The 25,731-nt window shown below is 51.8% G+C and carries 24 protein-coding genes and 1 pseudogene; 3 read left to right on the forward strand and 22 right to left on the reverse strand.

The genetic code is table 11. The annotated features are described in order from the left end of the window. Positions 1–49: 49 nt before the first annotated feature. From JCR24_RS03945 to JCR24_RS03985, 9 genes are all read right to left on the reverse strand, one after another. Positions 50–1,555 (reverse strand): Na+/H+ antiporter NhaC family protein, encoded by a 1,506-nt coding sequence (locus tag JCR24_RS03945; protein WP_021321477.1) that lies wholly within the window; start codon positions 1,553–1,555, stop codon positions 50–52. A 174-nt stretch (positions 1,556–1,729) separates the two neighbouring features. Beyond that, positions 1,730–2,578, reverse strand: a complete 849-nt coding sequence (locus JCR24_RS03950; RefSeq protein WP_238980118.1) for a metallophosphoesterase — start codon at positions 2,576–2,578, stop codon at positions 1,730–1,732. Positions 2,579–2,638: 60 nt separating this feature from the next. Further along, positions 2,639–3,214: a YkoP family protein gene (locus tag JCR24_RS03955; RefSeq protein ID WP_020279320.1), complete on the reverse strand. Its 576-nt coding sequence runs from the start codon at positions 3,212–3,214 to the stop codon at positions 2,639–2,641. A 445-nt stretch (positions 3,215–3,659) separates the two neighbouring features. After that, the gene (locus JCR24_RS03960; RefSeq protein ID WP_023634484.1) at positions 3,660–4,373 is read right to left on the reverse strand and encodes a GntR family transcriptional regulator; all 714 of its coding nucleotides are present in this window, start codon (positions 4,371–4,373) and stop codon (positions 3,660–3,662) included. A 158-nt stretch (positions 4,374–4,531) separates the two neighbouring features. Then, entirely contained in the window at positions 4,532–5,944 is a 1,413-nt protein-coding gene (locus JCR24_RS03965; RefSeq protein ID WP_020279319.1) for a glycoside hydrolase family 1 protein, read from the reverse strand. Between the two features lie 26 nt (positions 5,945–5,970). Further along, complete coding sequence (celB, locus tag JCR24_RS03970; RefSeq protein ID WP_021321473.1) at positions 5,971–7,290, reverse strand: PTS cellobiose transporter subunit IIC; 1,320 nt, start codon at positions 7,288–7,290, stop codon at positions 5,971–5,973. Positions 7,291–7,305: 15 nt separating this feature from the next. Further along, entirely contained in the window at positions 7,306–7,638 is a 333-nt protein-coding gene (locus tag JCR24_RS03975; RefSeq protein ID WP_020279317.1) for a PTS sugar transporter subunit IIA, read from the reverse strand. Between the two features lies 1 nt (position 7,639). Continuing rightward, on the reverse strand, positions 7,640–7,951 hold the full coding sequence (locus JCR24_RS03980) for a PTS sugar transporter subunit IIB (RefSeq protein ID WP_013145220.1): 312 nt from the start codon (positions 7,949–7,951) through the stop codon (positions 7,640–7,642). A gap of 298 nt (positions 7,952–8,249) precedes the next feature. Then, positions 8,250–8,555, reverse strand: a complete 306-nt coding sequence (locus tag JCR24_RS03985; RefSeq protein ID WP_031409288.1) for a MerR family transcriptional regulator — start codon at positions 8,553–8,555, stop codon at positions 8,250–8,252. A gap of 180 nt (positions 8,556–8,735) precedes the next feature. On the opposite strand from JCR24_RS03985, the gene JCR24_RS03990 reads away from it, so the two are divergent. Both JCR24_RS03990 and JCR24_RS03995 read left to right on the forward strand, forming a co-directional pair. Continuing rightward, the gene (locus tag JCR24_RS03990) at positions 8,736–8,951 is read left to right on the forward strand and encodes a Fur-regulated basic protein FbpA (RefSeq protein WP_025950740.1); all 216 of its coding nucleotides are present in this window, start codon (positions 8,736–8,738) and stop codon (positions 8,949–8,951) included. Further along, positions 8,911–9,048, forward strand: a complete 138-nt coding sequence (locus tag JCR24_RS03995) for a hypothetical protein (RefSeq protein ID WP_011231352.1) — start codon at positions 8,911–8,913, stop codon at positions 9,046–9,048. The genes JCR24_RS03990 and JCR24_RS03995 overlap by 41 nt, the downstream gene beginning before the upstream one ends. A 52-nt stretch (positions 9,049–9,100) precedes the next feature. Here JCR24_RS03995 and JCR24_RS04000 read toward each other — a convergent pair whose 3' ends face one another. The 10 genes and pseudogenes from JCR24_RS04000 to ahlS form a co-directional block, all read right to left on the reverse strand. Beyond that, the gene (locus tag JCR24_RS04000) at positions 9,101–9,520 is read right to left on the reverse strand and encodes an organic hydroperoxide resistance protein (protein WP_238980119.1); all 420 of its coding nucleotides are present in this window, start codon (positions 9,518–9,520) and stop codon (positions 9,101–9,103) included. Between the two features lie 73 nt (positions 9,521–9,593). After that, positions 9,594–10,067: a MarR family winged helix-turn-helix transcriptional regulator gene (locus JCR24_RS04005; RefSeq protein WP_068895131.1), complete on the reverse strand. Its 474-nt coding sequence runs from the start codon at positions 10,065–10,067 to the stop codon at positions 9,594–9,596. 275 nt (positions 10,068–10,342) lie between these two features. Then, complete coding sequence (locus JCR24_RS04010) at positions 10,343–11,545, reverse strand: nitrate/nitrite transporter (protein WP_238980120.1); 1,203 nt, start codon at positions 11,543–11,545, stop codon at positions 10,343–10,345. Between the two features lie 235 nt (positions 11,546–11,780). Further along, entirely contained in the window at positions 11,781–13,928 is a 2,148-nt protein-coding gene (nasC, locus tag JCR24_RS04015; protein WP_305054813.1) for an assimilatory nitrate reductase catalytic subunit NasC, read from the reverse strand. Positions 13,929–13,939: 11 nt separating this feature from the next. After that, positions 13,940–14,242 carry a nitrite reductase small subunit NirD gene (gene nirD / locus JCR24_RS04020; protein ID WP_033008815.1) on the reverse strand — a complete coding sequence of 101 codons (303 nt, stop codon included), beginning with the start codon at positions 14,240–14,242 and terminating at the stop codon, positions 13,940–13,942. A gap of 221 nt (positions 14,243–14,463) precedes the next feature. Beyond that, a pseudogene (gene nirB, locus JCR24_RS04025) lies at positions 14,464–16,890 on the reverse strand (nitrite reductase large subunit NirB). A gap of 358 nt (positions 16,891–17,248) precedes the next feature. Further along, positions 17,249–17,653 (reverse strand): DnaA N-terminal domain-containing protein, encoded by a 405-nt coding sequence (locus JCR24_RS04030; RefSeq protein WP_013145213.1) that lies wholly within the window; start codon positions 17,651–17,653, stop codon positions 17,249–17,251. Positions 17,654–17,670: 17 nt separating this feature from the next. Continuing rightward, positions 17,671–18,072 (reverse strand): acyl-CoA thioesterase, encoded by a 402-nt coding sequence (locus JCR24_RS04035; protein WP_011231360.1) that lies wholly within the window; start codon positions 18,070–18,072, stop codon positions 17,671–17,673. A gap of 221 nt (positions 18,073–18,293) precedes the next feature. Continuing rightward, a complete protein-coding gene (locus JCR24_RS04040; protein WP_238980121.1) occupies positions 18,294–19,481 on the reverse strand; it encodes an iron-containing alcohol dehydrogenase in 1,188 nt (395 codons plus the stop codon). Between the two features lie 18 nt (positions 19,482–19,499). Next, positions 19,500–20,348, reverse strand: a complete 849-nt coding sequence (gene ahlS, locus JCR24_RS04045) for an AhlS family quorum-quenching N-acyl homoserine lactonase (RefSeq protein WP_033025506.1) — start codon at positions 20,346–20,348, stop codon at positions 19,500–19,502. A 394-nt stretch (positions 20,349–20,742) separates the two neighbouring features. Between ahlS and JCR24_RS04050 the strand changes: the two genes are divergently transcribed. Beyond that, positions 20,743–22,443: a sigma-54 interaction domain-containing protein gene (locus tag JCR24_RS04050; RefSeq protein WP_081823183.1), complete on the forward strand. Its 1,701-nt coding sequence runs from the start codon at positions 20,743–20,745 to the stop codon at positions 22,441–22,443. A gap of 22 nt (positions 22,444–22,465) precedes the next feature. Here the strand turns inward: JCR24_RS04050 and JCR24_RS04055 are convergent, their stop codons facing one another. The 3 genes from JCR24_RS04055 to xylB form a co-directional block, all read right to left on the reverse strand. Beyond that, positions 22,466–23,500, reverse strand: coding sequence for an NAD(P)H-dependent flavin oxidoreductase (locus JCR24_RS04055; protein ID WP_238980122.1), 1,035 nt, complete (start codon positions 23,498–23,500; stop codon positions 22,466–22,468). Positions 23,501–23,804: 304 nt separating this feature from the next. Then, entirely contained in the window at positions 23,805–24,107 is a 303-nt protein-coding gene (locus tag JCR24_RS04060) for a hypothetical protein (protein ID WP_069304274.1), read from the reverse strand. A gap of 115 nt (positions 24,108–24,222) precedes the next feature. Beyond that, the gene (gene xylB / locus JCR24_RS04065; protein WP_238980123.1) at positions 24,223–25,722 is read right to left on the reverse strand and encodes a xylulokinase; all 1,500 of its coding nucleotides are present in this window, start codon (positions 25,720–25,722) and stop codon (positions 24,223–24,225) included. Between the last annotated feature and the right edge of the window lie 9 nt (positions 25,723–25,731).

Genomic DNA, 25,731 nt, shown 5'->3' on the forward strand with positions numbered 1-25,731 from the left:
CTTTTTTCTTTTAGTGTATCATGGAAGGCGAAAGAGGGCGACAACAGCGTTAATGCAAAAGAAACGATGTCGCGCCGAACAAAACGGCGGCGATGCCGGCGGCGATCAACGATGGGATCAACTTCGTGCGCGCGTATTCCATCACCGGCAAATCCAAAATGGTGCAAAGCGTCACTGTATTGTCGCTGAGCGGCGACGCGAACGCCCCGAATGTGCCGCTTGCAAACACAGCGCCGATGACCGGCAAAATATTCGCTCCTGACTGGCTCGCGAGCGTTACGCCAAGCGGCATCAACATCCCCCACGTCCCCCACGACGAGCCGATGAAATAGGAAATGACGGCGCCAAGCAAAAACAAAATCGGAGCGACGAAAAACGGCGGAATCCATTCTTTGACATGGCCCGTAATGTATTGCGAAAACCCTAAATCCTCCGCCACAGCCGACAGCGCCCAAATGAGCGCCAGCATTAAAATGACGGAAATCAGCTCATTGCCGCCTTTAACAAAATGAGTCAATAAATCGTTCAGCTTAAACTTTTGCCAAAGGAAAAAGGCCACTGTAATGATCACGGTAAACAACAGCGCCTCCAACATCGCACCGAGCGCATCGCTTTGCAAAAACGCCTGCCAAAACGTTCTTGCCCCCCGGCGGCCGTCCCACCAACTTAAAAACAACGTCAAGACAAGCACGATCGAAAGCGGAACGATCAAATTCCACGGCTTGACCGGCGTTTCTTTTTGGTAAGCGCGCGGGCATGTCTGCATCGCGTCTCCTTCTTCCCCTTGCGCTTCATTGGGCTCATTGTCAGCCGGCCGCTGTTCTTCCGCCATTTCGAGCGCCAACCGCTCGTTCCAGCTTCGAATCGGCGCCTCTTTCCGCTTTTCGCTTACTGCCGCTTGTTTTTTGCGCGAATAGACAAAAAAACTGTAGTAGAGCCCAACCGCAATAATGGCATACGAGAAAAAGTTAAACGGAATGCTTCGGACGTACACGATGTACGGCTCCGCTCCGATGCCAGCCGTATCAAGCGCCTTATCGATGACCGACACCATATAGCCGACAAACGCGGTGGCAATTGGGATGAGCGCGACAACCGGGTTGGATGTCACCTCAATGGCAAAGCCGATTTGCTGGGACGACAGCCCAAGCCGTTTGCGCAGCGCCTTCATGATCGGCGCGACGGTGACGATGCGAAAATCGGGGTCGCTAAACGTCACCATCGTCGAAATCCACGTCAGCAGCATGGCGGTTTTGGCCGATTTCACTTTTTTGCTGACGAGATGGACGAATCCTTTGATTCCGCCGGTGTATTTGATCATGCTGACAAGACCGGCGAACACATACAAGAAAATGATAATGCGAATGTTGTTCGTCTGCATCAAGTTATCGACGACGTAATGAAGCATCGTCCGCAGCCCGCCAAGCAACGACGGCGTCATGAAATAGCTGCCGACCAACAGCCCGACAAACAGTCCAGGGATCACTTGCTTCGTCCAAATTGAAATCGGGATGACAACTAAAAATGGCAAGAGAGCTTTCCACGACGGTTCCATTGGCCATTCACTCCTTTCTTTAAAAAGTATGGCGATTGTTTCCCTTGTCTATGCAAACGGTCATTGATTTTCCCCCAACAACAGGGAGACGAGTCCACACAAAAAGCGCGCCGCATGGTGGCACGCGCAAGCGAAACCGCTTTCCTGCCTAATAAAAAAATAAAAAGCTGCCAATTAGACAGCTTTCACTGCTTCTCTTCGGGACGGCAGCGCCAACAAGTGGAGCGTCACTTCCGGCTTCGAGCCGATTCGAATGTTCACCCCGGTTTGCCCAAGCCCTTCGTTGATATAAAACGGTTTCCCCTCCCATTCATGATAACCTTTGATCATGTTCCGCTCGGTGAGCGTTTTGCTCATTTTCGCCAAATGGTACGGCTTTGGCCAATGAATTTGCCCGCCGTGGAAATGGCCGGACAACAAGTAGTCAAAATGATAGTCTTTCATATGCGGCACGATGTCCGGATCGTGCGTCAACACGAGGTTGATGCCGTCTTTCACGCCGGCGTATGCCTTTTTGATGTCGCTGCGCCCCGTGTAAAAGTCATCGATGCCGATGATATTGACGGTTTGACCGTTGACGGTGATCGTTTTCGTCTCGTTTTGCAAGACGACGCAGCCGTGCGCCTCAAGCGTCGCTTTCAAGCGCGCAAACGGTTCGCCTTGAAGCACGTAATCGTGGTTGCCAAACACCGCATACATGCCGTACGTCGGTTTCAATGCATTCAGCGCGGCCAAATACGGACTGAGCTTGGCGATGCTTTCCTCACGGTCCAAAAAGTCGCCCGTCAACGCGATCAAATCGATCGCTTCGTCTTTCAGCTTGTTGTATAAATCGTCCGGGGGGATCGACAGTTTTTCAAGATGCAAATCCGATAGCTGCAAAATCCGAAGGGCTCCGTCTCCATCCTCTGAACGGCCGACTTGGACTTTATGCAAAACCGCTTCATACGTGTTGCGGTGGGCTTTACGAATGGCCAAAGCAAGCAATAACAAAATGGCAAGAACGACAAAAAAGAATGTCATCGTCTTCTCTCCTCCCTCGATACCCATTATAGTGAAACGGAGGAGAGAAGAAAGAGGGAGTTAGTGGATGAGATGGCAGCCGTACAACGAAAACAATTTTTCCTTTGACATCACCAAATATTTCGGCGGGCGGACAAGCGGCATGAGACGGTGTTGGGCCACTGTCATCATCGGCCAATGGGATGCCATTTTAAACCAACGATAAAATGAATTGCCAATGTCAATGGCATCAAATCCGAGTCTCTCACAACCTTTGTTTAACATCGTCACGCCGATGATCCCTTTTATGCGGGAGGACTGTTTGTGATGGTAAAGATGATGGGCAACATACGGCAAACCGGCTTTCACTTGTTCGAAAATATAACGTCCTTTTTGAATATCGCTTCGATACTGCATCAGTTCGCGAAGCAGACGAACATTATGAAGGTGAATTTTCAACAGCCAGTCATTGGCCGCGATCGTCGTTCCGTCCGAAAGGTGAATGGTTTCACCCTTGTATCGAAGCAAACGGACGCGGAAAATGGAACGACAGCCGTTCTCTTTCCCACCAACATATTCGAGGCGGGAACATGCATAATAGAGCGGATCCATCAGTCCCCATACAGACAACAGCCACTGCGTCGCTTTGCTTCTCATTGGCGGCATCCTTCCCTGCTCGTTCTATCCATTTACATTATGGAATCGATCGAGCGCCATTATAAATGGAGAAAAAAGGAGAAAAAATCGCTGCATAACCAGTCGGGAGACGCGCGTACTGAGGTCCAGTTCCATTTCACCCCCTGCCCCAGGCTGTATCCCACCCGAACACAAGCGGAGCTGATCAACCAAACGATCGGGTTTTTGCAGGAAGGGCTTCGTTTGCTGTCGTTGTAGGGCAGTCGAACCGTGGGACGCACGGGGATGGCTTGGTTCATAGCCTGCCGTTGGGCGGGTGTTCCCAAGAATCTCCCACCTCTAAGCGTTAGCGTAGGTGGGAGAGCGTTCAATAAACCACCAACTCTCTAGAAGAAAGACGGAAAGAACAACCCTGAACGGCAAACAAAACGCGCCTGCCTTCCCGGATCGCGAAAGCAGGCGCCGTTTAGCGGCGGGTGCTGACGGTGACGAATACGAATTTGTCGTACCGATGACGGGAAAAGGAGTATTCAAAGGGCTCTCCATTGTTCAAAAAACCAACCTGTTCCAATTCCAACACCGGATCGTCGGGTGCGCACTGCAAGTACTGGCGATCAAGCTCATTCGGCTTATCCGCGCGGATCTTTCGGTGCGACCCTGCAATCGTTAAGCCGAGTTCGTGAGTGATGTAACGATAAATCGAGCCATGAAGCACCGTTTCGTTGAGCCCCGGGATCAAATGGACGGGCATATACGTCCGTTCAATGACGTACGGTTCGCCATCCACATTGCGCAGCCGGATTAAGTGGTACACCGGTGTGTTCGCGTCGATGCACAAATGAGCAGCCACCTCATCAGATGGAAACAGCACTTCAAACGTGATAATATGGCTTGTCACCTTTCGACCTTTCAATAAACTCGTCAAGCCGAGCGTTTCGTTGCTGACGACGTTCACCAATCCATCAAGCATGGCGGATTTTACAATAAACGTGCCATGGCCGCGCTTTCGATACAACAGCCCTTCGGACACAAGCAGATCAAGCGCCCGTTTCACGGTCATCCGGCTGCAGCCAAACTCCTCAGCGAGCGAGATTTCATCAGGAATCGGCTCGTCTAGGGAATACACTCCCTCTTTAATTCGTCTGCGTATTTCGTTAGAAATTTGCTCATATTTTGGCATCGTTTTCATCCCTCGTCATTGTCCTATTTTCATTGTACGAACAATCATCTGTTTGCACAATAGCCAATGCGGCTTTCTCCTTCACTGCTTTTGCGTTGCCGCTCCGTCCTCCCAACCGACAAAAAGCGCCCCGCTGCCCGGGACGCCTTGCTTTCCGTTTAAAATCCGTTGTTTTCTGCCAACGATTTAAACCAATAACCACTTTTTTTAATGGTTCGTTTCAAACCGTTCTCCAAGTCGACTGCCACGAGCCCATACCGATTTTTATAGGCATTGGTCCACGACCAATTGTCCATAAACGTCCAAATATGGTAACCTTTAACATTTGCTCCTTCTTCAATCGCGCGATGCACCCATTTTAAATGCTCTTGAATGAATTCAATCCGGTAGTCATCGTGAATCATGCCGCTTTCATCACGGAACCGTTCTTCTCCTTCAACACCCATCCCGTTTTCAGAAATAAAGCACTCAATGTTTCCATATTTTTCTTTTATATTAATTAAAATATCATAAATACCTTTTTCATAAATTTCCCAACCGCGATACGGATTCATTTTCCGCCCCGGCATGGCATAGTAATCGAAAAACCGTTCAGGCAAAAACGGGGCGTCCGGATTTGGCATATTTTCTTTTGCCTTGACGCGGCGCGGTTGATAGTAGTTGATGCCGAGCAAATCAATCGTGTTTTCTTTGATCAGCTCGCGATCACCGGCTTCCGTTACAGGCAAAAATCCATGTTCATCCAACAGTTCAATCAAATCTTGCGGGTATTCTCCTTTCACCGCAGGATCTAGGAAGCTCCTGTTAAACAACAAATCGGCAATATGCGCCGCTTTCACATCAGCAGGGTGCTGGCTGCGCGGATAAGACGGCGTTAAATTCAAAATAATGCCGATCTTTCCATCCGGTATCGCCGCCCTGCGGAAGGCGGCAACCGCTTTGGCATGAGCAATCATCGTATGGTAAGCCACTTGTACAGCGCGGCGGAAGTCTACGATGTTGGGGTAATGAAAATCATATAAATACCCGCCTTCCACCGGAACGATCGGTTCATTGTGGGTAAACCATTTTTTTACCCGATCCCCGAACAAATCAAAACAAATGCTGGCGTAGCGGGTATATGCATCCACGACTTCGCGGCTTTCCCAACCTCCGATATTTTGCATTGCTAACGGCATATCAAAATGATACAAATTCACAAATGGCTCGATCCCACTCGCCAATAGTTCATCAATGACTGCATTGTAAAACCGCACGGCTTCCGGATTGACCTCACCGACTCCATCTGGAATCAAGCGTGACCACGAAATCGAAAACCGGAATGAATTATGCCCGATCTCCTTCATCAAAGCAATATCCTCTTTGTAGCGGTGATAAAAATCTGATGTGGTTGACGGACCGACACCGTTAAAAAAGCGATGTGGCTCCTTCTCATACCAATGATCCCAAATGTTCTTCCCTTTCCCCCCTTCGTTTGCCGCTCCTTCGATTTGCGTCGCGGATGTCGCACTTCCCCACCAAAATCCGGCAGGAAAGCGATAGGTGATTGGTTGCTTTGATCGTTGTTCCATCGCGATTCACCTCATTTGCTGTATCGTTATGATGCACTTTTCGCAGCGTCTTGCCCCTCTTCCCGCTCTTTTTGCAAGTTCATCCGGTCAATGAACTTTAAGAATGGAAACCAAATGACAAGCACAATCAGGAAATTGACCACTTGCAGCAATCCGCCGGCCAGCGAGTTCGTCGCCATAATGCCGTTGATGAAAATCGGCACCGTCCACGGCACCGCTACGCCGTTAGGCGGCGGTACAAGGCCTGAGGACATCGCCAAATAGGTCACCAACGTGACGACCATCGGTGCCAAAATCCACGGGACGATGACGAGCGGATTCATCACGACCGGCAAACCGAAAATAATCGGTTCATTGACGTTAAAGATTCCGGGTCCGAGCCCGAGCTTCGCCACCTGCTTCATTTGCTTGCTCTTCATAAAGAGCAAGATGGCGAAAATGACAGCGAGCGTCATTCCCGTTCCGCCCATGCCGACCGTGTAAATTTCAATAAACTGTTTGCTGACGACATGCGGAACTTCCCCCGTTTTTGTATACGCATTTAAGTTTTCGAGCGACAGTGTGTTCCAAATCGGATCCATCACCGAGTTAATGATGATTTGCCCATGCAATCCGAAAAACCACAAAATTTGCGTGACAAAAATCGCGATCAGCGTTGGAATAATGCCGCTTCCCAGCCCGACAAGCGGTGCTTGCACTGCATTGTAAATGACATCATGCATGTTTGTCTTAAAAATTTGTGTTACAATGATATTAACGACGAGGAAGAAGGTCAGGGTGACCACCGCCGGAATCAACGCCGCAAACGACTTCGCAACCGCCGGCGGCACCCCGGCCGGCATTTTGATTGTAATATTTTTTTGCACAACCTTCCGGTAAATTTCACCAGCAGTAAATGCGGTAATCATGCCAAGAAACATCCCTTTCGCTCCTAGGCGGTCGAGCGGGATGACTCCTTGCACAGCCTCTTTCCCCTCAACCTGCAAAACGAATGGCGTCAACAAGAGAAAAGAAGCTAACGCGATCGCACCGCCAAAAACCCCTTCGACTTCATAACTTTTCGATAAATAGTAACCAATGCCGAATACAACAAAAATCGTCATCACGCCCATCGTTGCATTTGGAGCAACGCCGAGCATCCCCTTGAATGTATTGAGGCTGTTTTCACTCATCACCTTGTCCAAAAACGGCAAGTTGGCGATGACGACCGCGATCGAACCGAAAATCGTCAGCGGAAATGCTAACATAAACGCATCGCGCAACACTTGCAAATAACGGCTATTGTTTAACTTTCCTGCGATCGGAACGAGAACTTTGCTTAGTTTTTCGAATAATGCTTGGTTCATGTCGCCATCCTCCCTTTACACGTTTCGTTCCTTCAACAGCGCAAGCATTTCTTTTACAATTTCTTTCATTGCCAGCGTTGACATGACATGGTCTTCCGCATGCATAAGAAGCAACGTAAGATTTGTTTCTTCTCCACCCGCTTCTTTTTGAATGAGCTGAAAATGAACATCATGGGCGATGCTTAAGTCTTGCTCTGCTTCTTGAATCAGCCGCTCCGCTTCTCCGACCTGTCCGTTCCGGTATTCACGGATGGCTTGGACGATTTTGCTGCGGGCATTGCCGCTATGCAAAATCAACTGGAAAGCGACTTGTTCATTGGTGAGTTGATTGACATCGATTTTTTCCATCTTACTTGTCCCCCATCAATTTTAATGCCTGCTCATACACTTTTTTGCCATCCGCCATCCCATAAGCCACCATGTCAATGACATCGACTGGAATGCCGTATTTTTGCGCTTCTTTTTGCAATTCCCCTTTCAAAAAGCTCATTTGTGGACCAATAAGGACGACATCGGCTTTGGCCATCTCTTTTTTTGCCTGATCTTGACCGACCGCCCAAATCTCTGCCTCCTCACCGACGGATTTGGCATACTCCTGCATTTTCGTCACTAGCAAGCTTGTCGACATTCCAGAACTGCACGCCAATAAAATCCGTTTCATGGTTCATTCCTCCTCTTTGCATTGAGTAAAACAAATGATATCGTTTTCAATTTAAATTATATACATTTAATTTTATTTGTCTAGTCATTTAACAAAAAAGATTAATATTTTTAAACCAACCTTTTGATCCTGCAACAAAAAAAGCGCGCACGAATCTCTGTGCGCGCCAAGCAACTATGCTCTTATTATTGGACAAACGCCGCTGTGTTTACATCCTGTTGGCACACGGCCAGGCGGTTTTCCGCATGCTCTGCTTCCAAGCAGGGGATGCGTCCAAAATTCGAATCTGTCCGCACCCCTAGGAACGCCTCCGAAAATGCGCGTTCATTTGCCCTTTTAACATCCGCTCGCGCAGCTCTTTCGTCATCTCTTGACGGATTTCCCAAGTCGATACACCTTCCTCGCGTTGATTGGCAATTTTCATCAACTGCTCCACATCGGCGAATGAATATTTGCGAGTTCCTTTGGAACGGTCAGGGAACACCAGCTTCCGTTCCTCGTAATAACGAATTTGCCGCTGCGACAGCCCGGTCAGTTCGCTGACGACACCGATCGAAATAACTTTTTTATATTTGTAATGATCCTCTTGTGGATGAGCAGTCATTTTCCTCACCTCTATACGTTACATTTTCTAACACAATTATACAAAAAATCATGGCACCTCGTTAACTTTTGTAAATAAAATTAACATATTTTTTAAATTTCCTGTAAATGTGCTTAACACATTTGCTGTATGCTGAAGAAAAAGATGATATGGTAAAGGTAAAAACAGGGAGGGAATCGAATGGGGACATGGATGAGAAGCGCCGTGCGGAAGAAAAAGCAATTTTACATCGAACAGCTCGTACGGTTCGGCTTAGCCGCCGACCGCGAGCGGCTTGAAGAATGGACAATGGCCGAACTGCGACGCGAATATGAACGATTCCACCCCGCCCAGACGATCGAAGGAGGACGCCGCCATGGACAAACAAGCCCTCGAACTGGCCAAGCGCATCATTGAGCTCGATCTGGAGCGCGATGCGATGTTTGAACAGTTGATCGCCCTCATCGGCAACCGAGCAGATGAGCTGCTTCGATTTTTGCAAAATCGATTATAAAACGATCATGAGAAAGTGCCCTGAATTTCTTCACGGGCACCTTTTCTCATCATCATTCTTGAATCGACAGGGTTACATCAATATTGCCGCGGACAGCTTTGGAGTACGGGCACACTTGATGGGCTGCATGCACAAGCTCTTCAGCGGTCTTTCGATCGACCCCCCAAATGCGCACCTGAAGAACAACGGCTAACTGAAAGCCGCCATCCGCCTCATCTTTTCCGAGAGTCACTTGGGCGGTCACTTCCGTTCCTTCTACCTTGGCCTTTCTTTGACGGATGACCAAATTCAACGCACTGTCAAAACAAGCGGCATACCCAGCGGCAAACAACTGTTCAGGATTCGTGGCTCCTCCTGATCCTCCAAGCTCTTTCGGCATTTTGACGTCTAACGAAAGCACCCCATCGTCAGACACCACTTTCCCATTCCGCCCACCTTGCGCTTTCACTGACGTCTGATATAGTGGTTGCATATTTCGTTTCTCCTCCTCAAAATTAAATTGTGTACAATTAAATTTTACAAAATATAATAGAAAAACACAAGATTTAATTTGACCAAGAAGAATGTTGTTCATCATTCAGCCGCACAAGCAACGACCGCAGCAACATCAACAATTCGCTCCACTCTTGATTGGAAAGCCCTACTCGTTTGACAATTTCTTCTGGTATGCATTGTGCCTTTTGTTTGATTTTCTTGCCCTGCTCTGTTAAAACAACGCGCACAACCCGTTCGTCTTCTGGCGATCTCAACCGTTGAACGAGACCATTCTCCTCCATTCTTTTCAACATTGGCGTCAGTGTGCCGGAATCCAAATACAATCGTTTTCCAAGCTCTTTCATTGTCGTCTCCCCTTGCTCCCACAACACGAGCAAAACGAGATATTGCGGATATGTAATCCCTATTTCTTCAAGAAAAGGACGATATAACTTCGTCAATTCACGAGAACAAGCATAAATGGCAAAACAAAGCTGATGGTCTAAACGCAGCGCATGATCGTTTGACACGATTTCTTCCTCCATTTCTTTTCAAGGTTGGACACCTGCCTCCTTCTCCCTATTATATCGATCTCCCTCTTCGTCTGAAACCCGTTGGAGGCTTTCTGAAGGAAGATGATGAAGAAGGCTCCGCCTGTTTCCTTACAGAGGCGAGAGCCTTCCGAAATCAGTGATAAGGATGGACGTCGCAAAACCGCCCCCTCTTTGTCAACCTAAAGAAAGGACTGTTTTCCACCAGTTTTTTCGTTCAATCAAACGATTTCCTTTGAAAGTCTCCCACATCTTTTTGGGTGCACCATTCATTCTGCTGCTTTTTGAGAGAACGATTCGATCGCAACCGTCGTCCCTTGAAGGCGACGAGCAGCCATCACCGCGACCATGAAAACGAAGGCAAGCATCCAAAACCCATACGCTGAAGAGCCGGTCCACTGCTTCATCACCCCGAGCACGTTCGGCAGCAAAAACCCTCCCAGTCCGCCAGCGGCGCCGATGATGCCCGTCAACAAGCCAACCTCTTTCGGAAACCACGTCGGAACAACTTGGAACAACGCACCGTTCGCCGCGCCAAAACAAAGGAAAAGAGCAACCATCAATCCGAACAGGACGAAAAGAGACGGCAATGTACCGATGCAAGCCAGCAACAAAGTCCCAGCGGCAAACAACAAGGAAAGAAGCCGCATTCCGCCGATCCGGTCAGCGATATAGCCGCCAATCGGGCGGATGAAACTGCCCGCAAACACGACGGCGGTGACGAAATCGCCGGCCGTGACTTTACTGACGCCGTATTCATCAAAGAAGAAAATGCCTAAGTATCCCGTCAGCCCGACAAATCCGCCGAATGACAAGCTGTAGAAGAAACAAAACAGCCATGCTTCTTTTCGACGGAGAACGGCTCCGTATTCACGCAACGAAACGGGTTTCACCGCTGTTGGACATTCACGCGCCAGCCAAGCGAATAGAAAAAAGACAACAACTAGCGGGACGAGCGCCAATCCGAACACCGCGTTCCACCCATACGCCTCCGCCAGCCGCGGGCCAAACAGCGTTGCCAGCACCGTCCCGCTGTTGCCGGCCCCGGCGATCCCCATGGCCAGCCCTTGATACTCTTTCGGATACCAGCGGCTCGCAAGCGGCAACGCAACGGCAAAGCTGGCTCCGCCCACCCCTAATAAAAATCCGAGCGCATACACATCCGACATCCGGTCAGCGAACTGCCACCCCCACACAAGCGGCACAGCTGTCACCGCCATGCCAAGCAGACCAGCCCGCTTCCCGCCCCAGCGGTCGGCGAGCATCCCCATCGGAATGCGAAGCAGCGCCCCGCCCAACACGGGAATGGCGACCATCATCCCTTTTTCCGCCGGCGTGAGCGCAAACGACTCAGCGACAAATACACCAAGCGCGCCAAGCAAGTTCCAAATCATAAAGCTGATATCAAAATACAAAAACGACGATAAAAGCGTCGGCGCATGCCCGACGCGCCAAAACGATTTCCTCGCCATCTTCCCCCGACTCCCCCTTGGCACAGAGTGTTTGTTATGTTAAAATGGAAATGAAAGCGATTTCTCCACCTACTTCCCGCCGTATTGCTGGGAAGTTTTTTTTCTGCATTCGTGATTCATTGAAAAATTCGGCGATTGACTAGACCCATCACCATAGCGTTCCCCGCTCGCGAACCTTGATGAGTGCGGTTTCCAACTGCTGATGAGAGGCAGAACGATGTTTGAATCTTGATGGCTAATTTCTCCCTAAATCGACCACCGGCCGCACCCGAGCTGCGCACCGCTTAAACGCCGGCATCCGGCAATGCGGATCGAGCTCATCGGACGTAACGTTGTTGATTTGCTGCAGGCCGCTCCAGTGGAATGGGACAAAAATGGTATCCTCGCGAATTTGATCATTGTAACGGCTGCGGACGACCGCCGCACCGCGCCGCGTTTCAATGCGCACAAGCATCCCTGGGCCGATCCCGTATCGTTTGGCTGTCCTCGGGTGGATCTCGACGGTCGCCTCCGGCTGCCGCGCCGCCAGTGCTGGACTGCGCCGCGTCTGCGTTCCACTTAAATAATGGGCAAGCACCCTTCCTGTCGTTAAATAAAGCGGATAACGTTCATCCGTCTCCTCTTTGTCCATCCAAAACGGCAAAACCGCAAACCGCGCCTTGCCGTCCGGATGAGCAAACCGTTCCGTAAACAGTCGAGGAGTCCCGGGATGATGCGGATCGGGGCAAGGCCAGTAGACACGTTCGCGGCGCAGCCGCTCATACGTCACACCATAATAGTCCGCTTTGCCGCCGCGGCTCGCCAGCCGCAGTTCGTTGAAAATCTCTTCGGCTGACGTGAAGGAAAAGCAGCGGCCTTTGCCGAGCTTGCGAGCGATATCACATAAAATTTCCCAATCGTGCTTCACCTCTCCCGGCCGTTTTCGCGCCGCCGGCCGAAAGCACACCCGTCCTTCGACGTTCGTCACCGTGCCTTCGTCTTCCAAATACGACGAAACAGGCAGCACGAGATCGGCCAGCTCGGCTGTTTCGGACAAAAACATATCGGCAACGACAAGAAACTTCAGTTTTTGCAACGCTTTGGCCACAAACGCCGCGTTCGGGCTGGAGACGACGGGATTCGATCCCATGACCAACAGCCCGGTAATCTCACCCGCATCGATTTTTTGCATCATTTCATACGCTGACACCCCCTTTCTCGGCAGTTCATCCGGCGCAACGCCCCATACGCTCGCAATATACCGTCGGTGTTCCGGATGCTCAATGCTTCGATAACCCGGGAGCTGGTCGGCTTTTTGTCCATGCTCGCGGCCGCCTTGTCCGTTTCCTTGCCCAGTGATCGATCCAAAACCCGAACCGGGCCGGCCGATTTTGCCTGTCGCCAATACGGCGTTAATCCATTGTCTGACCGCCGCATAGCCGTCCGCTTGCTGCTCCAGGCCGCGCGCGGTGAGCACGATCGCATCGGCCGCCTCCCCGTACTTCCGTGCCGCCAAACGGATCTTCTCAGCCGGCACGTCGGTCATCCGGACGATCTCGTCCATATCCATCGCTTCCACGTGCCGTTTCCATTCGGCAAACCCAACCGTCCGCTCGCGCACGAACGCTTCATCGATATATCCTTCTTCGATCAACACTTTTCCTACACCGACGGCCAATGCCGCATCCGTTCCCGGCTTGAGCGGCAGGTGCAGATCCGCCAACGCCGCCGTTTTCGTTTCCCGCGGATCCACCACGATGATAAAAGCGCCGTTCTTCTTCGCTTCATAAAAATACGGCATCAACGTCGGCTGGCATTCGGCGACATTGGTCCCAGCCAAAATGATCGTCTGGGCGAGTGGAATGTCGGAGAGCGGATTCGTCAACCCGCGGTCAAGACCAAACGCGTCGTTCATCGCGGCCGCGGCCGCCGACATGCAAAAACGGCCGTTGTAGTCGATGTGCCGCGTCTTGAGCGCCACGCGGGCAAATTTCCCGAGCAAATACGCCTCCTCGTTCGTCAAGGATCCGCCGCCGTAAACAGCAAACGCATCGACTCCATCTTCCTTCTGAATGGAGATGATTCGTTCCGCGATCAGCGAAAGCGCCTCCTCCCAACGGACCCGCACAAACCGGCCGTCCACTTTCGCAAGCGGAACCAACAGCCGCTCGGGATGCAAAGCGTGCTGGTGGGCGTTCATCCCCTTTAAACAAAGGCGGCCGTTGGACGTCGGGTTGTCGGTCGGGACCGCCTTGTAGCGGCGCCGCTCTACAATCCGCTCCTCCACCAGCTGAAGCGTGCACTGGACGCTGCAAAACGGACATTGCGTCGCGGCAGCCGTTTCCGACGCCCGTTCTTTTTCCTTGGCGCGAAAGTAGCGCAGCAATTCGTTCGTCATCGCCATTCCCCCGCTTCCTACAGCTCGACATATACCAAGCCGTCTTTCACCGCCGCGCGGTACGTTTTGACACACCCTTCATCCGGCGCCTGCACCCGGCCGTCTTTCAGGCAAATTTTCCAATCATGGAGCGGACAAAACACAAACTCGCCGCTCACAATACCTTGTGACAAATCGCCTCCTCGATGCGGACAGCGGTTTTCAACGGCAAATACTTGATCGTCACCCGTCCGGAACAACGCCAGCTCACGATTCCCGACCCGCACGCATTTTCCGAGCCGCTTCGGCAGCTGTTCCAATGTTCCCACTTCCACCTTCATCCTCTCTTCGTCCTCCCCCTGCATCGATGTCTGATCCTGTTTGGCCATTCCTTTACAAACTTTCATGAACAACAACGTAAAATCGTCGTTTCGCAAACGAAAACCTCGTTTCCGGCTGGACGATGGCCATCATTTCCCTCTCTTCGTTCCAGCATTGATCCTAACCCATGATCAATCCAGGCGGCGGAACATCAACTTTTTCCGCCCGCCGTCATCCCCCTTCATTCCACCGGCACCGGCTCTTTGTCGCCGATATCGCGGAACAACAGTTGCTGCAGTCTCTCGTTTTCGACGATGTCCCGCCACGGATCTGTTGTCGCGGAAAGAGCTTTGTGAAGCCGCTCAAGCAGCGCGCGGCGCGTTTCCACATCGAACAACACTTCGCGGATATGCTCAAGCCCGACGCGCTCGACCCATTTGGACGTCCGTTCCAAATAATGCGCGGACTCGCGGTAATATTGCAAAAAAGCACCGGTCATCTCGATCACTTCGTCTTCCGTCTTGACCGTGCAAAGCAAGTCAGCTGCACGCAAATGGGTGCCGCCGTTGCCGCCGACATAAATCTCCCATCCGCCCTCGACGCCGACGACGCCGACATCTTTAATGCCCGATTCCGCACAGTTGCGCGGGCAGGCGGAGACGGCCATTTTCACTTTATGCGGCGTTTTCAGCCGCTCAAATGTTTGTTCCATCCGAATGCCAAGCCCGGTCGAATCTTGCGTCCCAAAGCGGCAAAACTGCTTGCCGACGCACGTTTTCACCGTCCGAAGCGCCTTGGCGTAGGCGTAGCCTGACGGCATGCCGAGATCGGCCCAAATGCGCGGCAAATCTTCTTTTTTCACCCCAAGCAAGTCAATGCGCTACCCGCCGGTGATCTTAATCATCGGCACGTTGTATTTTTCCGCGACATCGGCGATGTTCCGCAGCTGTTCGGCTGTCGTCACCCCGCCATATATGCGCGGCACAACGGAGTACGTGCCGTCGGCCTGGATGTTGGCGTGCAGCCGCTCATTGACAAACAAGGATTCCGCTTCTTCATCGTACTCGCCCGGATACAACATGCCCAGGTAATAATTGAGCGCCGGACGGCATTTCGAACACCCTTCCTCGTTTTTCCATCCCAATACACTCATCACTTCTTTGACCGTCATCAGCCGTTTTTCTTTGATCGATGCAATCACTTCCTCACGGCTTAAGTCCGTGCAGCCGCAGATCGTTTCTTTCACCGCATACCGGTTCGCTTCTTCACCAAGCATATGCTCAAGCAGCTCGGCGACAAGCCCTTTGCATCCGCCGCACGAGCGAGACGCGTTCGTATAGTCGCGCACCTCGGCGACCGTCTTAAGCCCGTGTTCGGCAATCGCCTGACAAATCGCGCCTTTTGTCACCCCGTTGCAGCCACAGACGACATCGGTATCCGCCATCGTCGCCACAAGGCTTTCTTTTCCTCCCGATGAAGCTGGCGCCAATAACGAAAGAGAAAGCGCCTCAAGCGAATCGCCGCGCTGGATCATATCAAATAGTTTTCTTCCTTCGCTCGTATCGCCAAACAGCACTGCACCAACGATTTTCCCTTCGCGAACGACGACTTTCTTGTACACCGAGCGCGCTTCGTCGTACAACTTGATCGATTCCGTGCCCTCAACGTCCATAAACTCGCCGGCTGAGAACACATCGACGCCTGACACTTTCAGTTGGGTCGAGACGACGGATCCTTCGTACGGCTTTCCTTTTCGGCCGCAAATCGCTTGTGCCAGCACTTTCCCCTGCTCATAAAGCGGAGCGACGAGTCCATACACAACACCGCGATGTTCCGCGCATTCACCGACCGCGTAAATGTGCGGCACGCTCGTTTCCAAGTAGTCATTGACAACGATTCCTCGATTCACCTCAATGCCGCTTCTCCGCGCTAAATCAACATTCGGACGAATGCCGACCGCCATCACCACCAAGTCGGCGGCAATGGACGTACCGTCCTTAAATCGCACTCCTTCCACACGGCCGTTGCCGAACAATTCAGCCGTCTCTTTGCGAAGCAAAAAGTTCATTCCTTGTTTCTCCAGCTCCCGCTGCAGCAGCTTCGAAGCGGTCGGGTCAAGCTGGCGTTCCATCAAATAGTCGAAAATATGGATGACATCGACATCCATCCCTAAGTTAAGCAGGCCGCGTGCCGCCTCCAATCCAAGCAAGCCGCCGCCGATGACCGCCGCTTTTTTGTACGTCTTCGCATATTCGATCATCCGCTCGCAATCTTGGATGTCGCGAAACGCCGTCACCCCGGGCAAATCCGCTCCCGGCACCGGCAAGATAAACGGATTCGACCCCGTCGCGAAAATCAATTCATCGTATTCGACTACCCGTCCACGGTCGGTCCGGACAAGCCGCCGCTCGCTGTCGACTTCCGTCACCGTTTCGCCGGCAAACAGCCGAATGCCGTGTTGCTCGTACCATTCCCAACTGTTCAACGTAATGTCATCAAGGCGCGTATCTCCTTGCAGCACCTTTGACAACAAAATGCGGTTATAGTTCGGATGCGGTTCGCTGCCAAAAATCGTGATCTCAAACGCCTCACGGTCAAGTTTTAAAATCTCCTCGATGCAGCGAACCCCCGCCATGCCGTTGCCGATTAACACGAGTTTTCGTTTCACGTCGCCATCCCTCCATACTTCATACGTTGTTCCACTTTCTTATTGTCATCGATGCAGCCAAAGCCGGATCGTCATCACCAGCAACTCCCATAATCCGATTGTTCTTGTTCGCATCACCCTCACATTCCCCCTTTGCCTTGGTTGTGCCCATCATATCACGTCAAAAATGAAGCATGCATTTTTTATGTCAGTTTATATAACACACTTTTAACAAAAAACATGAATAATCGCATGAAAAATCAGAGTAATATACGTATTTGTTGGAACCATGCAACTTTTTATCACATAAAAAAGCGGCCTTCCGCCTGATGGAGCGGAGGCCGCTTCTTGTTTGGAGGGTGCTTTATTAGGGGGATGATCAGTGAATCGGACGGGATTCCAACAGTTCATCGATGATGCGCGCGTAGTGGTCAATGCGCCGCTCCAGCTCCTCCATCTGCCGCTCAAGGCGGGTGATGTATTGACGGAAGGTCATCGGAGCGCCGTATCGCTGTTCGAGCCGTTCTTCGATTTTCTGCCGCTCGCCGTGGACAGAGACGAAGATGCGCATCTCGCGGCCGAACACTTCGCGGACGGTTTCACTGATGAGTTCGCCATATCTTGTTTGCAGCCATTCACATTGAATCTCGTTTAGGCATTCGATGATGAGCCAATCCTCATCCACCGTCGCGGACGTCGAAGCAAACCAAGTGTCAAACGACGGGCCGGACAGCTTTTGCGCAAGCTTCGTTTTCACTTGCTCCCAAAGATGATGCTCCTTCACGCACTCACCCCTTTCGTCTACTCGCCTGGCTGCCATACATGTTCGCGCAATTTCGCCCGAATGTCATCCGGAATCGGCTCGGGCCGCCCGGTGTCAAAATTGAAATTGACATACACCGACCGCCCTTTCGCGCAGACCACACCGTTTTGGTGGATTTCTTCATAAATCGTGAGGCTTGTGTTGCCGATGCGTTCAATGCCGGTATACACGGTCACATCTTGCCCATAATACATTTGGTTGACATAATCGACTTCCATACGGATGATCACCATCCGCCAACGTTTGAATGACAAATCAGGCGTAAACAGCTTGAAAATTTCATGCCGCCCCGCTTCAAACCAAACGGGCACGGTCGTATTGTTAATATGGCCGACGCCGTCCGTCTCCGACACGCGCGGCGTAATGACAGTCGTAAACATAAACGCTCCCCCTCAACCAAACTGGAATCTTCTTTTGTCGAATTTAGGCGACTGATGTATATGGGTTCGCTCCACGATGTGGAAATTCCTGCTTCACCATCAAGAAAACGTGAAAAACGTCACCCCTTGAGCGGAAGGGGGATCCAACCTGAGGAGCGAGACCCTATTTCCAACAGCCAAAGAAAAAACAGGAGCCTGAAGCAGCCCCTGTTTTTGTGTTCTCACTTGTTGTTCGGTTCCACGATCGCCCCGGCAAACGCGGCTTGGTAAATCGCGCGGATGTCGGCTTCCAAAAGCGGCATCGGGCTGCGGGCGAGCAGCCGTTTTTGCTGGACGGCGTCCTTCGTCAGACTTTCTAACGCGCTTTCCGGAATGCCAAAACCGCCGAGCGTCTTCGGAATGCCGACATCGGCGACGAGGCGCTCGAGCTCCTCGACGCAGCGGTGCGACGCCTCCTCCTCTGATAAAAAGCTCGAGTTGCCGCCGAGGGCGTTTAAGATATCAGCCATTCGTTTCGTGCAGCTTTGGCGAATGTAGCCCATCACATATGGCAAGAGCACGGCATTTGATTCGCCATGGGCGATATGAAACTGTCCGCCAAGCGGATAAGCGAGCGCATGCACGCCGGCCACCCCGGCGTTGAAAAACGCCAACCCAGCCAGGTAGCTGCCGTTCGCCATATCGGTGCGCGCCTGTTTGTCCGTTCCGTTTTCCACCGCTTTGCGCAATGAGCGAGAAATCAGGCGCATGGCGGCGATGGCCAACCCATCCGATGTCGGGCTCGCATTGACCGACACGTACGCTTCAACCGCATGGGTAAGCGCATCAATGCCCGTCGCCGCTGTCACCCGCGGCGGAACAGAAACAGTGAGTTGCGGGTCGACGATCGCCACATCCGCCAACAAATAGTCATGCGTCACGACGTCTTTCGTCGTTTCTAAGGACAATACGGAGATGTTCGTCACCTCCGACCCGGTGCCTGATGTCGTCGGAATCAATATTTTCGGCAATCCTTTTTTCTCAAGTGTTCTCGTTCCCGTCAAGTTTAAATAATCGGCGACCGAACCTTCATGCACGGCCAAAACAGCGGCCAGTTTCGCCAAATCCATCGCGCTGCCGCCGCCGACGCCGATGACAAGGTCAAACTCTCCGTCGCGGACAAACGCCACCGCCTTCTCCCCCGTTTCAAGCGGCGGCTCCGGCACAACATCCGTATATACATGCACGCTGCACCCTGCTTGCCGGAGCGGAGATGCCACTTGCTCGACGAGACCGAGTTTTTCAAGCGCTGGATCGGTGATCACCAACACGTGTTTTGCCCCAAGCCTTTTTACTTCTGGAACTAACTGGCCAAGCGCCCCCCAGCCGACATAGCTGAGCGGCGGAAAGACGATGCGGGATGCGGTCATCAATACTGCCCCTTTCTTTCATTCGTAGTATCCTTCTGTGGATTTGCGAAATTGGCTAAATTGTTCTGCATCATGACCAAACCAAATTTCAGAATTAGTTTCTTGAGCAATGCGGCGAATTCGTTCGACGGTATTCACATAGCCGAGCGAATCGTAAATAATACCGGGCGGCTTAACAGGAGGACCATAATTTTCCGCTGTGTAAATCGCGTCGGAGGCAAGGATTATTTTCCCCGTTTCCGCCAGTTCAACATGAAGGCCCAACATTCCCCAAGCATGACCACTTCCAAAGTTTAACACTCTTACCCCTTCTGCCAGCAAAATCTGATCCTCATGCCGTTTTACTGTCCGCCACTGCAAGTTGTTTTTAATCCATGCATCGATATCAGCCCAAATATAAGCTCCTTCTTTTTGGTTTCTCGCATAACATTGCAATGCACCGTTAAACTCGTCTTCATGGACAACAATCGTCGCATTCGTAAACATTTCCAAACATCCAGCATGGTCTAAATGCAAATGAGAAGCAACAACATAACGAATATCCTCTGGACGGACTCTTAACTGTTCTAACCGATTGTGCAAATAACATTCTTCACTGGCATTCCATGGGAACATTTGCTGGGTCGCTTCCGCCCATCTACCTTGAGGACCCATAGAATTCGGGTTACAGGCTGTATCGAACAAAATTTTTCCTTCCGGATGATCAATAAGAACCGTATAAATAGGAAACTCCACAAACTCCGTCTGTGCATTCGGATTGTGAATCGTCGCCGGATTGTGCATCGCAATCATCCAGTTCTTGTCCATCCTCATTCGTCCATTATCCATGACATACAACTTCGGGCGAGGTTTAACTATGTTTGTCATCATCTTTTCCTCCTCTATCATTATTTGATTAGGGGGTCTTGTCACCTTCCCCTGTTTTTTCATTTACGCAAGCAGTATGCCAACCCCCATAGCTGACGACATACACAAGTTATAACAATCCTTCTCTCTCCCTCCACAGGACTGGTGGAACGCGGACACCATCGGCCATTTGGCAGTCTTTCATCCGAAAAACGAGCTAAGGCATGTCTAATAAAAAGAACATAACCAAAAAGCAGTCGACTCAAATGTTTTATGACCCTACATTCATATTTCAACGAAAAAAATCACCATTGCAGAGAAGGAAAAGATGACAACTCTGTTGAAATAAGCATATTGTTACCGTTTTCACCAGTCGGTGATTATTTTCACCAATCGAAAAAAAGGGGGATTCTTATTGAATACCACGATGAATCAGGAATGGATGCAATCTCTTCTTTCCTCGTTTCATAACGGCGTCATCGTCATTGATCGATATAACCAGATTGTCTTTCTCAATGACGCAGCAAAACAACTGCTTCACCTCGAAGGAGAAGAGTGGAAAGGCAAAGACATCTTTGCCCTGTTGCCCGAAACAAAGCTCCCACATGTAGCCAAAACAGGGGAACGAATGATCGGGACAGAAGCGATCATTCACGGACGCACCTTTCTTGTCAATCGCACTCCTTTTTATGAAAACGGTGAATTAGCCGGTGCAGTTGCTGTTTTGCAAGATTTCAATGAAATCGAACATTACCGTCAACTTTCCAAACAAATGGAAACAATTATCGAATTCTCAACAGATGGCATCTATGTCGTTGACGGCAACGGCATAACGCTTATGGTCAACTCCGCTTATGAACAAATCACTGGATTTCGGCGTGAGGAGCTGATTGGCCGGCATATGGAGGAACTCGTTCGTGAAGGCTATTTCGATCAATCCGTATCTTTGCTCGTTTTAAAGCAAAAGCAACGTATTTCCATGTTGCAGACCATTGGCGGAAAAAAAGATGTCATCGTCACTGGAAATCCAGTATTCAACGAACAAGGAGACATCGAGATGGTGGTCACGAGCGTCCGCGACATCTCGGAACTGAACAAGCTGAAGCTTGAGTTGGAAAAAGCCAAAAGTTTTTCACAGCTCAACCAGCATCGTTATACGTTCTCCGTCGACAACCGTGAGGAGGCCATGATTTGCCGCAGCCCGGCCATGAAAACACTCATCGACAAAGTAATGCAAATCGCAGCCTACCCAACAACGGTGTTATTGACCGGCCCGTCCGGCGTCGGCAAAGAAGTGATCGCTAATTTGATCCATTATCTCAGCCCACGCAAAGACGCTCCCTTCATTAAAGTCAACTGCGCGGCGATTCCTGAATCGTTGCTTGAGTCAGAGCTGTTCGGCTATGAAAAAGGGGCGTTCACCGGCGCCCAAGCCGGCGGCAAAATCGGTTTGTTTGAACTTGCCGATGGCGGCACGATTTTGCTTGATGAAATTGGAGAAATGCCGCTTTCCTTGCAAGTGAAGCTGTTGCGCGTTCTTCAGGAAAAAAGAATACAGCGCATCGGCGGCCGTAAAGCGAAAGCGCTCGATGTCCGCGTCATTGCCGCCACCAACCAAGACCTTCAAAAGCAAATGGAAGCCGGCCTGTTTCGCGCCGACTTGTACTACCGGCTTCACGTCGTTGAACTGTACGTTCCACCGCTGTCCGAGCGCCCGCAGGACATCGAGCCGCTCCTTGACCATTATTTCAGCTTTTTCTGCGAACAATACCGCATTCCAAAGAAGCTGTCGCCAGCAGCCAAAGCGGTACTGGAGCGATACCATTGGCCCGGCAATGTCCGCGAATTAAAAAACCTAATGGAAAATTTAGTCGTCTCCGTTCCGTCCCGATGCATCGAACCCGATGACTTGCCGTCCCACATCCGCCGTCAAATGGAGTCACCGTCAGCATCGACGCTGAAAGAAAAAGTGGAACAGTACGAAAAACAGCTCGTGTTCGAAACGCTCGAAGCTGCCCCATCGCTCCGCAAAGCGGCTGAACAGCTCGGCATCGATCATTCGACATTAGTGAAAAAATTGCAGCGTTGGGGAATAGCGAAACGTCCGCGGCCGTAACCGACAAGCGCGGACGTTTCACTCATTTCCGCCAAGCTTCCTCCAGCTCCCGCTTCAGCTCTTCGACAAGCTCCGCGGCCGGAAGCTCCCGCGCCAGCCGGTATCCCGTCCCGGCCCAAAGCGACATTCCCTCCGGGTCGCCCGCCTTGGCGGATGCGGCGCGCAGCGGCTTCGTCATATGGTGCACATGCGGATACGCCGCCGGCGCCAAGGCGCGATACTCCGCCATAAACCGGTTCACAAGCCCGCGCGCCGGCCGGCCGGTAAACGCCCTCGTCACGGCCGTTTCGGCAAACCGCGGATCGGCAAGCGCCTGCTTATGGAGCGGATGCGCCCCGCTTTCCGGGCAGCGCAAAAACGCCGTCCCGAGCTGCACCACGCTCGCCCCGGCTTTGAGCGCCGCCGCGATGCCGCGCCCATCCATGATCCCGCCCGCCGCCACAAGCGGAATCCGAACCGCCGTCCGCACTTGGGCCAGCAGCGGAAACAACTCGAGCGCCCCATCCTTTTTCGGATCGTTGCCAAACGAAGCCCGATGCCCTCCCGCTTCCTCCCCTTGCACACAAAGCGCATTCGCCCCGGCTTCAGCAGCCATGCAGGCTTCTTCCCTTGATGTCACCGTCACCATGACAAACGACCCGGCCTTTTGCAAGGCGGCGATCACTTCCTTGTCCGGACAGCCGAACGTAAAGCTGACGACCGGCACCCGCTCCTCAAGAAGCACATCAAACTTCGCCTCCCAGTCGTCGTCATCCCATTTCGGCTCGCCGACTGACGCCCCAAGCCGCTCCGCCTCGGATTCGAGCACGGCGCGGTAGCGTTCGAGCGCCTTTTCATCCACTGTTTTATCCCCCGGCACAAACACATTCACCCCAAACGGCCGGTCCGTCAACGTCCGCAGCTTGTGAATTTCCTTCCTCATGGCCTCCGCTGTCTTGTACCCGCCGGCCAAAAAACCAAGCCCTCCGGCGTTCGACACCGCCGCCGCCAGTTTAGGCGTCGACACTCCGCCAGCCATCGGGGCTTGGATGATCGGGATGGGAAGTGTAGAGAACATACGTATCTCCCTTCTTTCGGCTAAAACCGTTTTGCCCCTCTCCTATTTTTTCGCGCTTCGTGCTCGGATTTCCTCCCCCTTTGTCGAATCAATCTTTACGCCGACTATGTCTTTTGCACGCTCCATGAACGACAGCTGTCCGGCCAACGCGGCGCGTTTTCAACATCTCACATACATATGGTAAGAACAGGTGTTATCCGTTGTTCAATCAATCGATCGAAACATAAAGCGAACAATACGATCCATGCCTAATCGCTGTCACCTGACGTCCAATAAACAGGCTGTTTGTTCATGATTTGTCCCTTTACTCAATATCCTTTAACAAACGGCTGGCCACTTTGATAAACGTTTTGCCATCCTCAAACGAAAAATAGCGCATGCTGTTTTCATGGACAAGTTCTTCGATTTTTGCCCATGTCTCCGTATCGCGGCGATGATGGATGCGTTCGAGTTTCTCTACTTCCAGCTTCAAGGCACGAACCACCCATTTCGGCTCATCCGCTAGAAATCGCAAAAACTGTTCTTCTAATTGAGCATTATAAAACGTCTGATTGTAATACGAGTCAAAGAAATATTGAAGATGTTCGAATTCTTTTCGAATGTCCATGTTTCATCTCCACCTTTCAAGTTCTCCTTTCGACAAACGTGGCGGGTCATCCTGCCTTATTGCTTGATCAAACAAAAAACTCCCCAAACCATCCACTGGTTTAGGGAGTTTATCGTCACGGCCGAAACACCTTTAACCGTTTCGCCAGTTCTTTCGTACGCGGATATACATCGCGATAAATCGCAAACAGCTCTTTGTATTTCGCCGCCGCATCCGGCCGCGGTTCGACGACGGATTCGACTTGTTTGAACGCATCCGCGCATTGCTTGAGCGAATCGAACCAGCCGACGCCGCACGCGGCGATCATCGCAGCGCCGAGCCCCGGCCCTTGTTCGTTCTTCAGCTTTTCCACCGGGAGATCGAAAATATCGGCTTGGATTTGCAGCCACTCAGCGCTTTTCGCCCCGCCGCCGATCGAGACGACCGAATCGATCGTTTTGCCGCTCGCTTTGATGATCTCCACCGACTCGTTGAGCGAGAACGTAATGCCTTCGATGACCGCGCGGGCGAAATCCCATTTCGTCTGCGCCGAATCAATGCCGACAAACGACCCGCGAATATCGGCGTCGGCATAAGGCGTCCGCTCGCCGACCAAATATGGCGTAAACAACAAGCCGTTGGCGCCAATCGGCGACTCAGCGGCGCGCTTGACGATCTCGGCAAACGGCACGTCCTCGGCAAACGTCCGCTTCCACCAGTCAAAGCTGTAGCCCGCCGCCAGCGTCACGCCCATGATATAGTAAGCATTTGGCTCGGCATGGTTGAAGTAATGCACTCGTCCAGCGAAATCTTTTTCCCCACTTTGTTCATACGCCAAGACGACGCCGGATGTGCCGATGCTTGACATCATGCGGCCTTCCGCCAAAATGCCGGCGCCCACCGCGCCGCAGGCGTTGTCCGCCCCGCCGGCAAACACTTTCACCGATACCGGCAGCCCCGTCTGCTCGGCCACCTCCGGACGGAGCGTCCCGACGAACGCCGTCGCCTCGACAAGCGGCGGGCAAAGCGAAAGATCGACGCCGACCGCACGGGCGATCGCCTCGCTCCACGTTTTCGTTTTGATATCCAACAGCAGCGTCCCCGCCGCATCCGATACATCCATCGCCATGTGCCCGGTCAAGCGGAAGCGGACATAATCTTTCGGCAACAAAAACACCCGCGCCCGCTCGTACCGCTCAGGCTCATGCCGCTTCACCCAAAGAAGCTTCGGCAACGTGAATCCTTCCAGCGCCTCATTTTTGGCAATGGAAAGCAACTGATCGCGGCCGACCTTTTCTTCAATGATCCGACACTCTTCCGTCGTTCGCGTATCATTCCATAAAATCGCGTTGCGCACGACGTTCCCGTCGCCATCAAGTAGCACAAGCCCGTGCATTTGCCCAGAAAAACTCAAGCCCACGACCGACTCCGGAGAAATGCCCGCCGTTTCCCAAACGCGGCGCAACGCCGTAATCGTCTTCTCCACCCAATCGTCCGGGCGCTGCTCACTATAGCCGGAATGAGGCTGGTAGAGGGGATAGGACTCGGTCCATTCCCCTCTGACTTGCCCATTGCGGTCGACAAGCAACACTTTCACCGCACTTGTTCCTAAATCGACGCCAATGACATATTCCACGCTCATCCC

Origin of the sequence: Geobacillus sp. YHL (assembly GCF_022341265.1) — a bacterium.
GTDB lineage: Bacteria > Bacillota > Bacilli > Bacillales > Anoxybacillaceae > Geobacillus > Geobacillus thermoleovorans.

Bases quoted from the DNA above. Each gene is read 5' to 3' on its own strand.
- JCR24_RS03945 (WP_021321477.1), bottom strand. From the start codon at position 1,555: ATGGAACCGTCGTGGAAAGCTCTCTTGCCATTTTTAGTTGTCATCCCG.
- JCR24_RS03950 (WP_238980118.1), bottom strand. From the start codon at position 2,578: ATGACATTCTTTTTTGTCGTTCTTGCCATTTTGTTATTGCTTGCTTTG.
- JCR24_RS03955 (WP_020279320.1), bottom strand. From the start codon at position 3,214: ATGAGAAGCAAAGCGACGCAGTGGCTGTTGTCTGTATGGGGACTGATG.
- JCR24_RS03960 (WP_023634484.1), bottom strand. From the start codon at position 4,373: ATGCCAAAATATGAGCAAATTTCTAACGAAATACGCAGACGAATTAAA.
- JCR24_RS03965 (WP_020279319.1), bottom strand. From the start codon at position 5,944: ATGGAACAACGATCAAAGCAACCAATCACCTATCGCTTTCCTGCCGGA.
- celB (WP_021321473.1), bottom strand. From the start codon at position 7,290: ATGAACCAAGCATTATTCGAAAAACTAAGCAAAGTTCTCGTTCCGATC.
- JCR24_RS03975 (WP_020279317.1), bottom strand. From the start codon at position 7,638: ATGGAAAAAATCGATGTCAATCAACTCACCAATGAACAAGTCGCTTTC.
- JCR24_RS03980 (WP_013145220.1), bottom strand. From the start codon at position 7,951: ATGAAACGGATTTTATTGGCGTGCAGTTCTGGAATGTCGACAAGCTTG.
- JCR24_RS03985 (WP_031409288.1), bottom strand. From the start codon at position 8,555: ATGACTGCTCATCCACAAGAGGATCATTACAAATATAAAAAAGTTATT.
- JCR24_RS03990 (WP_025950740.1), top strand. From the start codon at position 8,736: ATGGGGACATGGATGAGAAGCGCCGTGCGGAAGAAAAAGCAATTTTAC.
- JCR24_RS03995 (WP_011231352.1), top strand. From the start codon at position 8,911: ATGGACAAACAAGCCCTCGAACTGGCCAAGCGCATCATTGAGCTCGAT.
- JCR24_RS04000 (WP_238980119.1), bottom strand. From the start codon at position 9,520: ATGCAACCACTATATCAGACGTCAGTGAAAGCGCAAGGTGGGCGGAAT.
- JCR24_RS04005 (WP_068895131.1), bottom strand. From the start codon at position 10,067: ATGGAGGAAGAAATCGTGTCAAACGATCATGCGCTGCGTTTAGACCAT.
- JCR24_RS04010 (WP_238980120.1), bottom strand. From the start codon at position 11,545: ATGGCGAGGAAATCGTTTTGGCGCGTCGGGCATGCGCCGACGCTTTTA.
- nasC (WP_305054813.1), bottom strand. From the start codon at position 13,928: ATGGCGATGACGAACGAATTGCTGCGCTACTTTCGCGCCAAGGAAAAA.
- nirD (WP_033008815.1), bottom strand. From the start codon at position 14,242: ATGAAGGTGGAAGTGGGAACATTGGAACAGCTGCCGAAGCGGCTCGGA.
- JCR24_RS04035 (WP_011231360.1), bottom strand. From the start codon at position 18,072: ATGTTTACGACTGTCATTACGCCGCGCGTGTCGGAGACGGACGGCGTC.
- JCR24_RS04040 (WP_238980121.1), bottom strand. From the start codon at position 19,481: ATGACCGCATCCCGCATCGTCTTTCCGCCGCTCAGCTATGTCGGCTGG.
- ahlS (WP_033025506.1), bottom strand. From the start codon at position 20,348: ATGACAAACATAGTTAAACCTCGCCCGAAGTTGTATGTCATGGATAAT.
- JCR24_RS04055 (WP_238980122.1), bottom strand. From the start codon at position 23,500: ATGTTCTCTACACTTCCCATCCCGATCATCCAAGCCCCGATGGCTGGC.
- JCR24_RS04060 (WP_069304274.1), bottom strand. From the start codon at position 24,107: ATGGACATTCGAAAAGAATTCGAACATCTTCAATATTTCTTTGACTCG.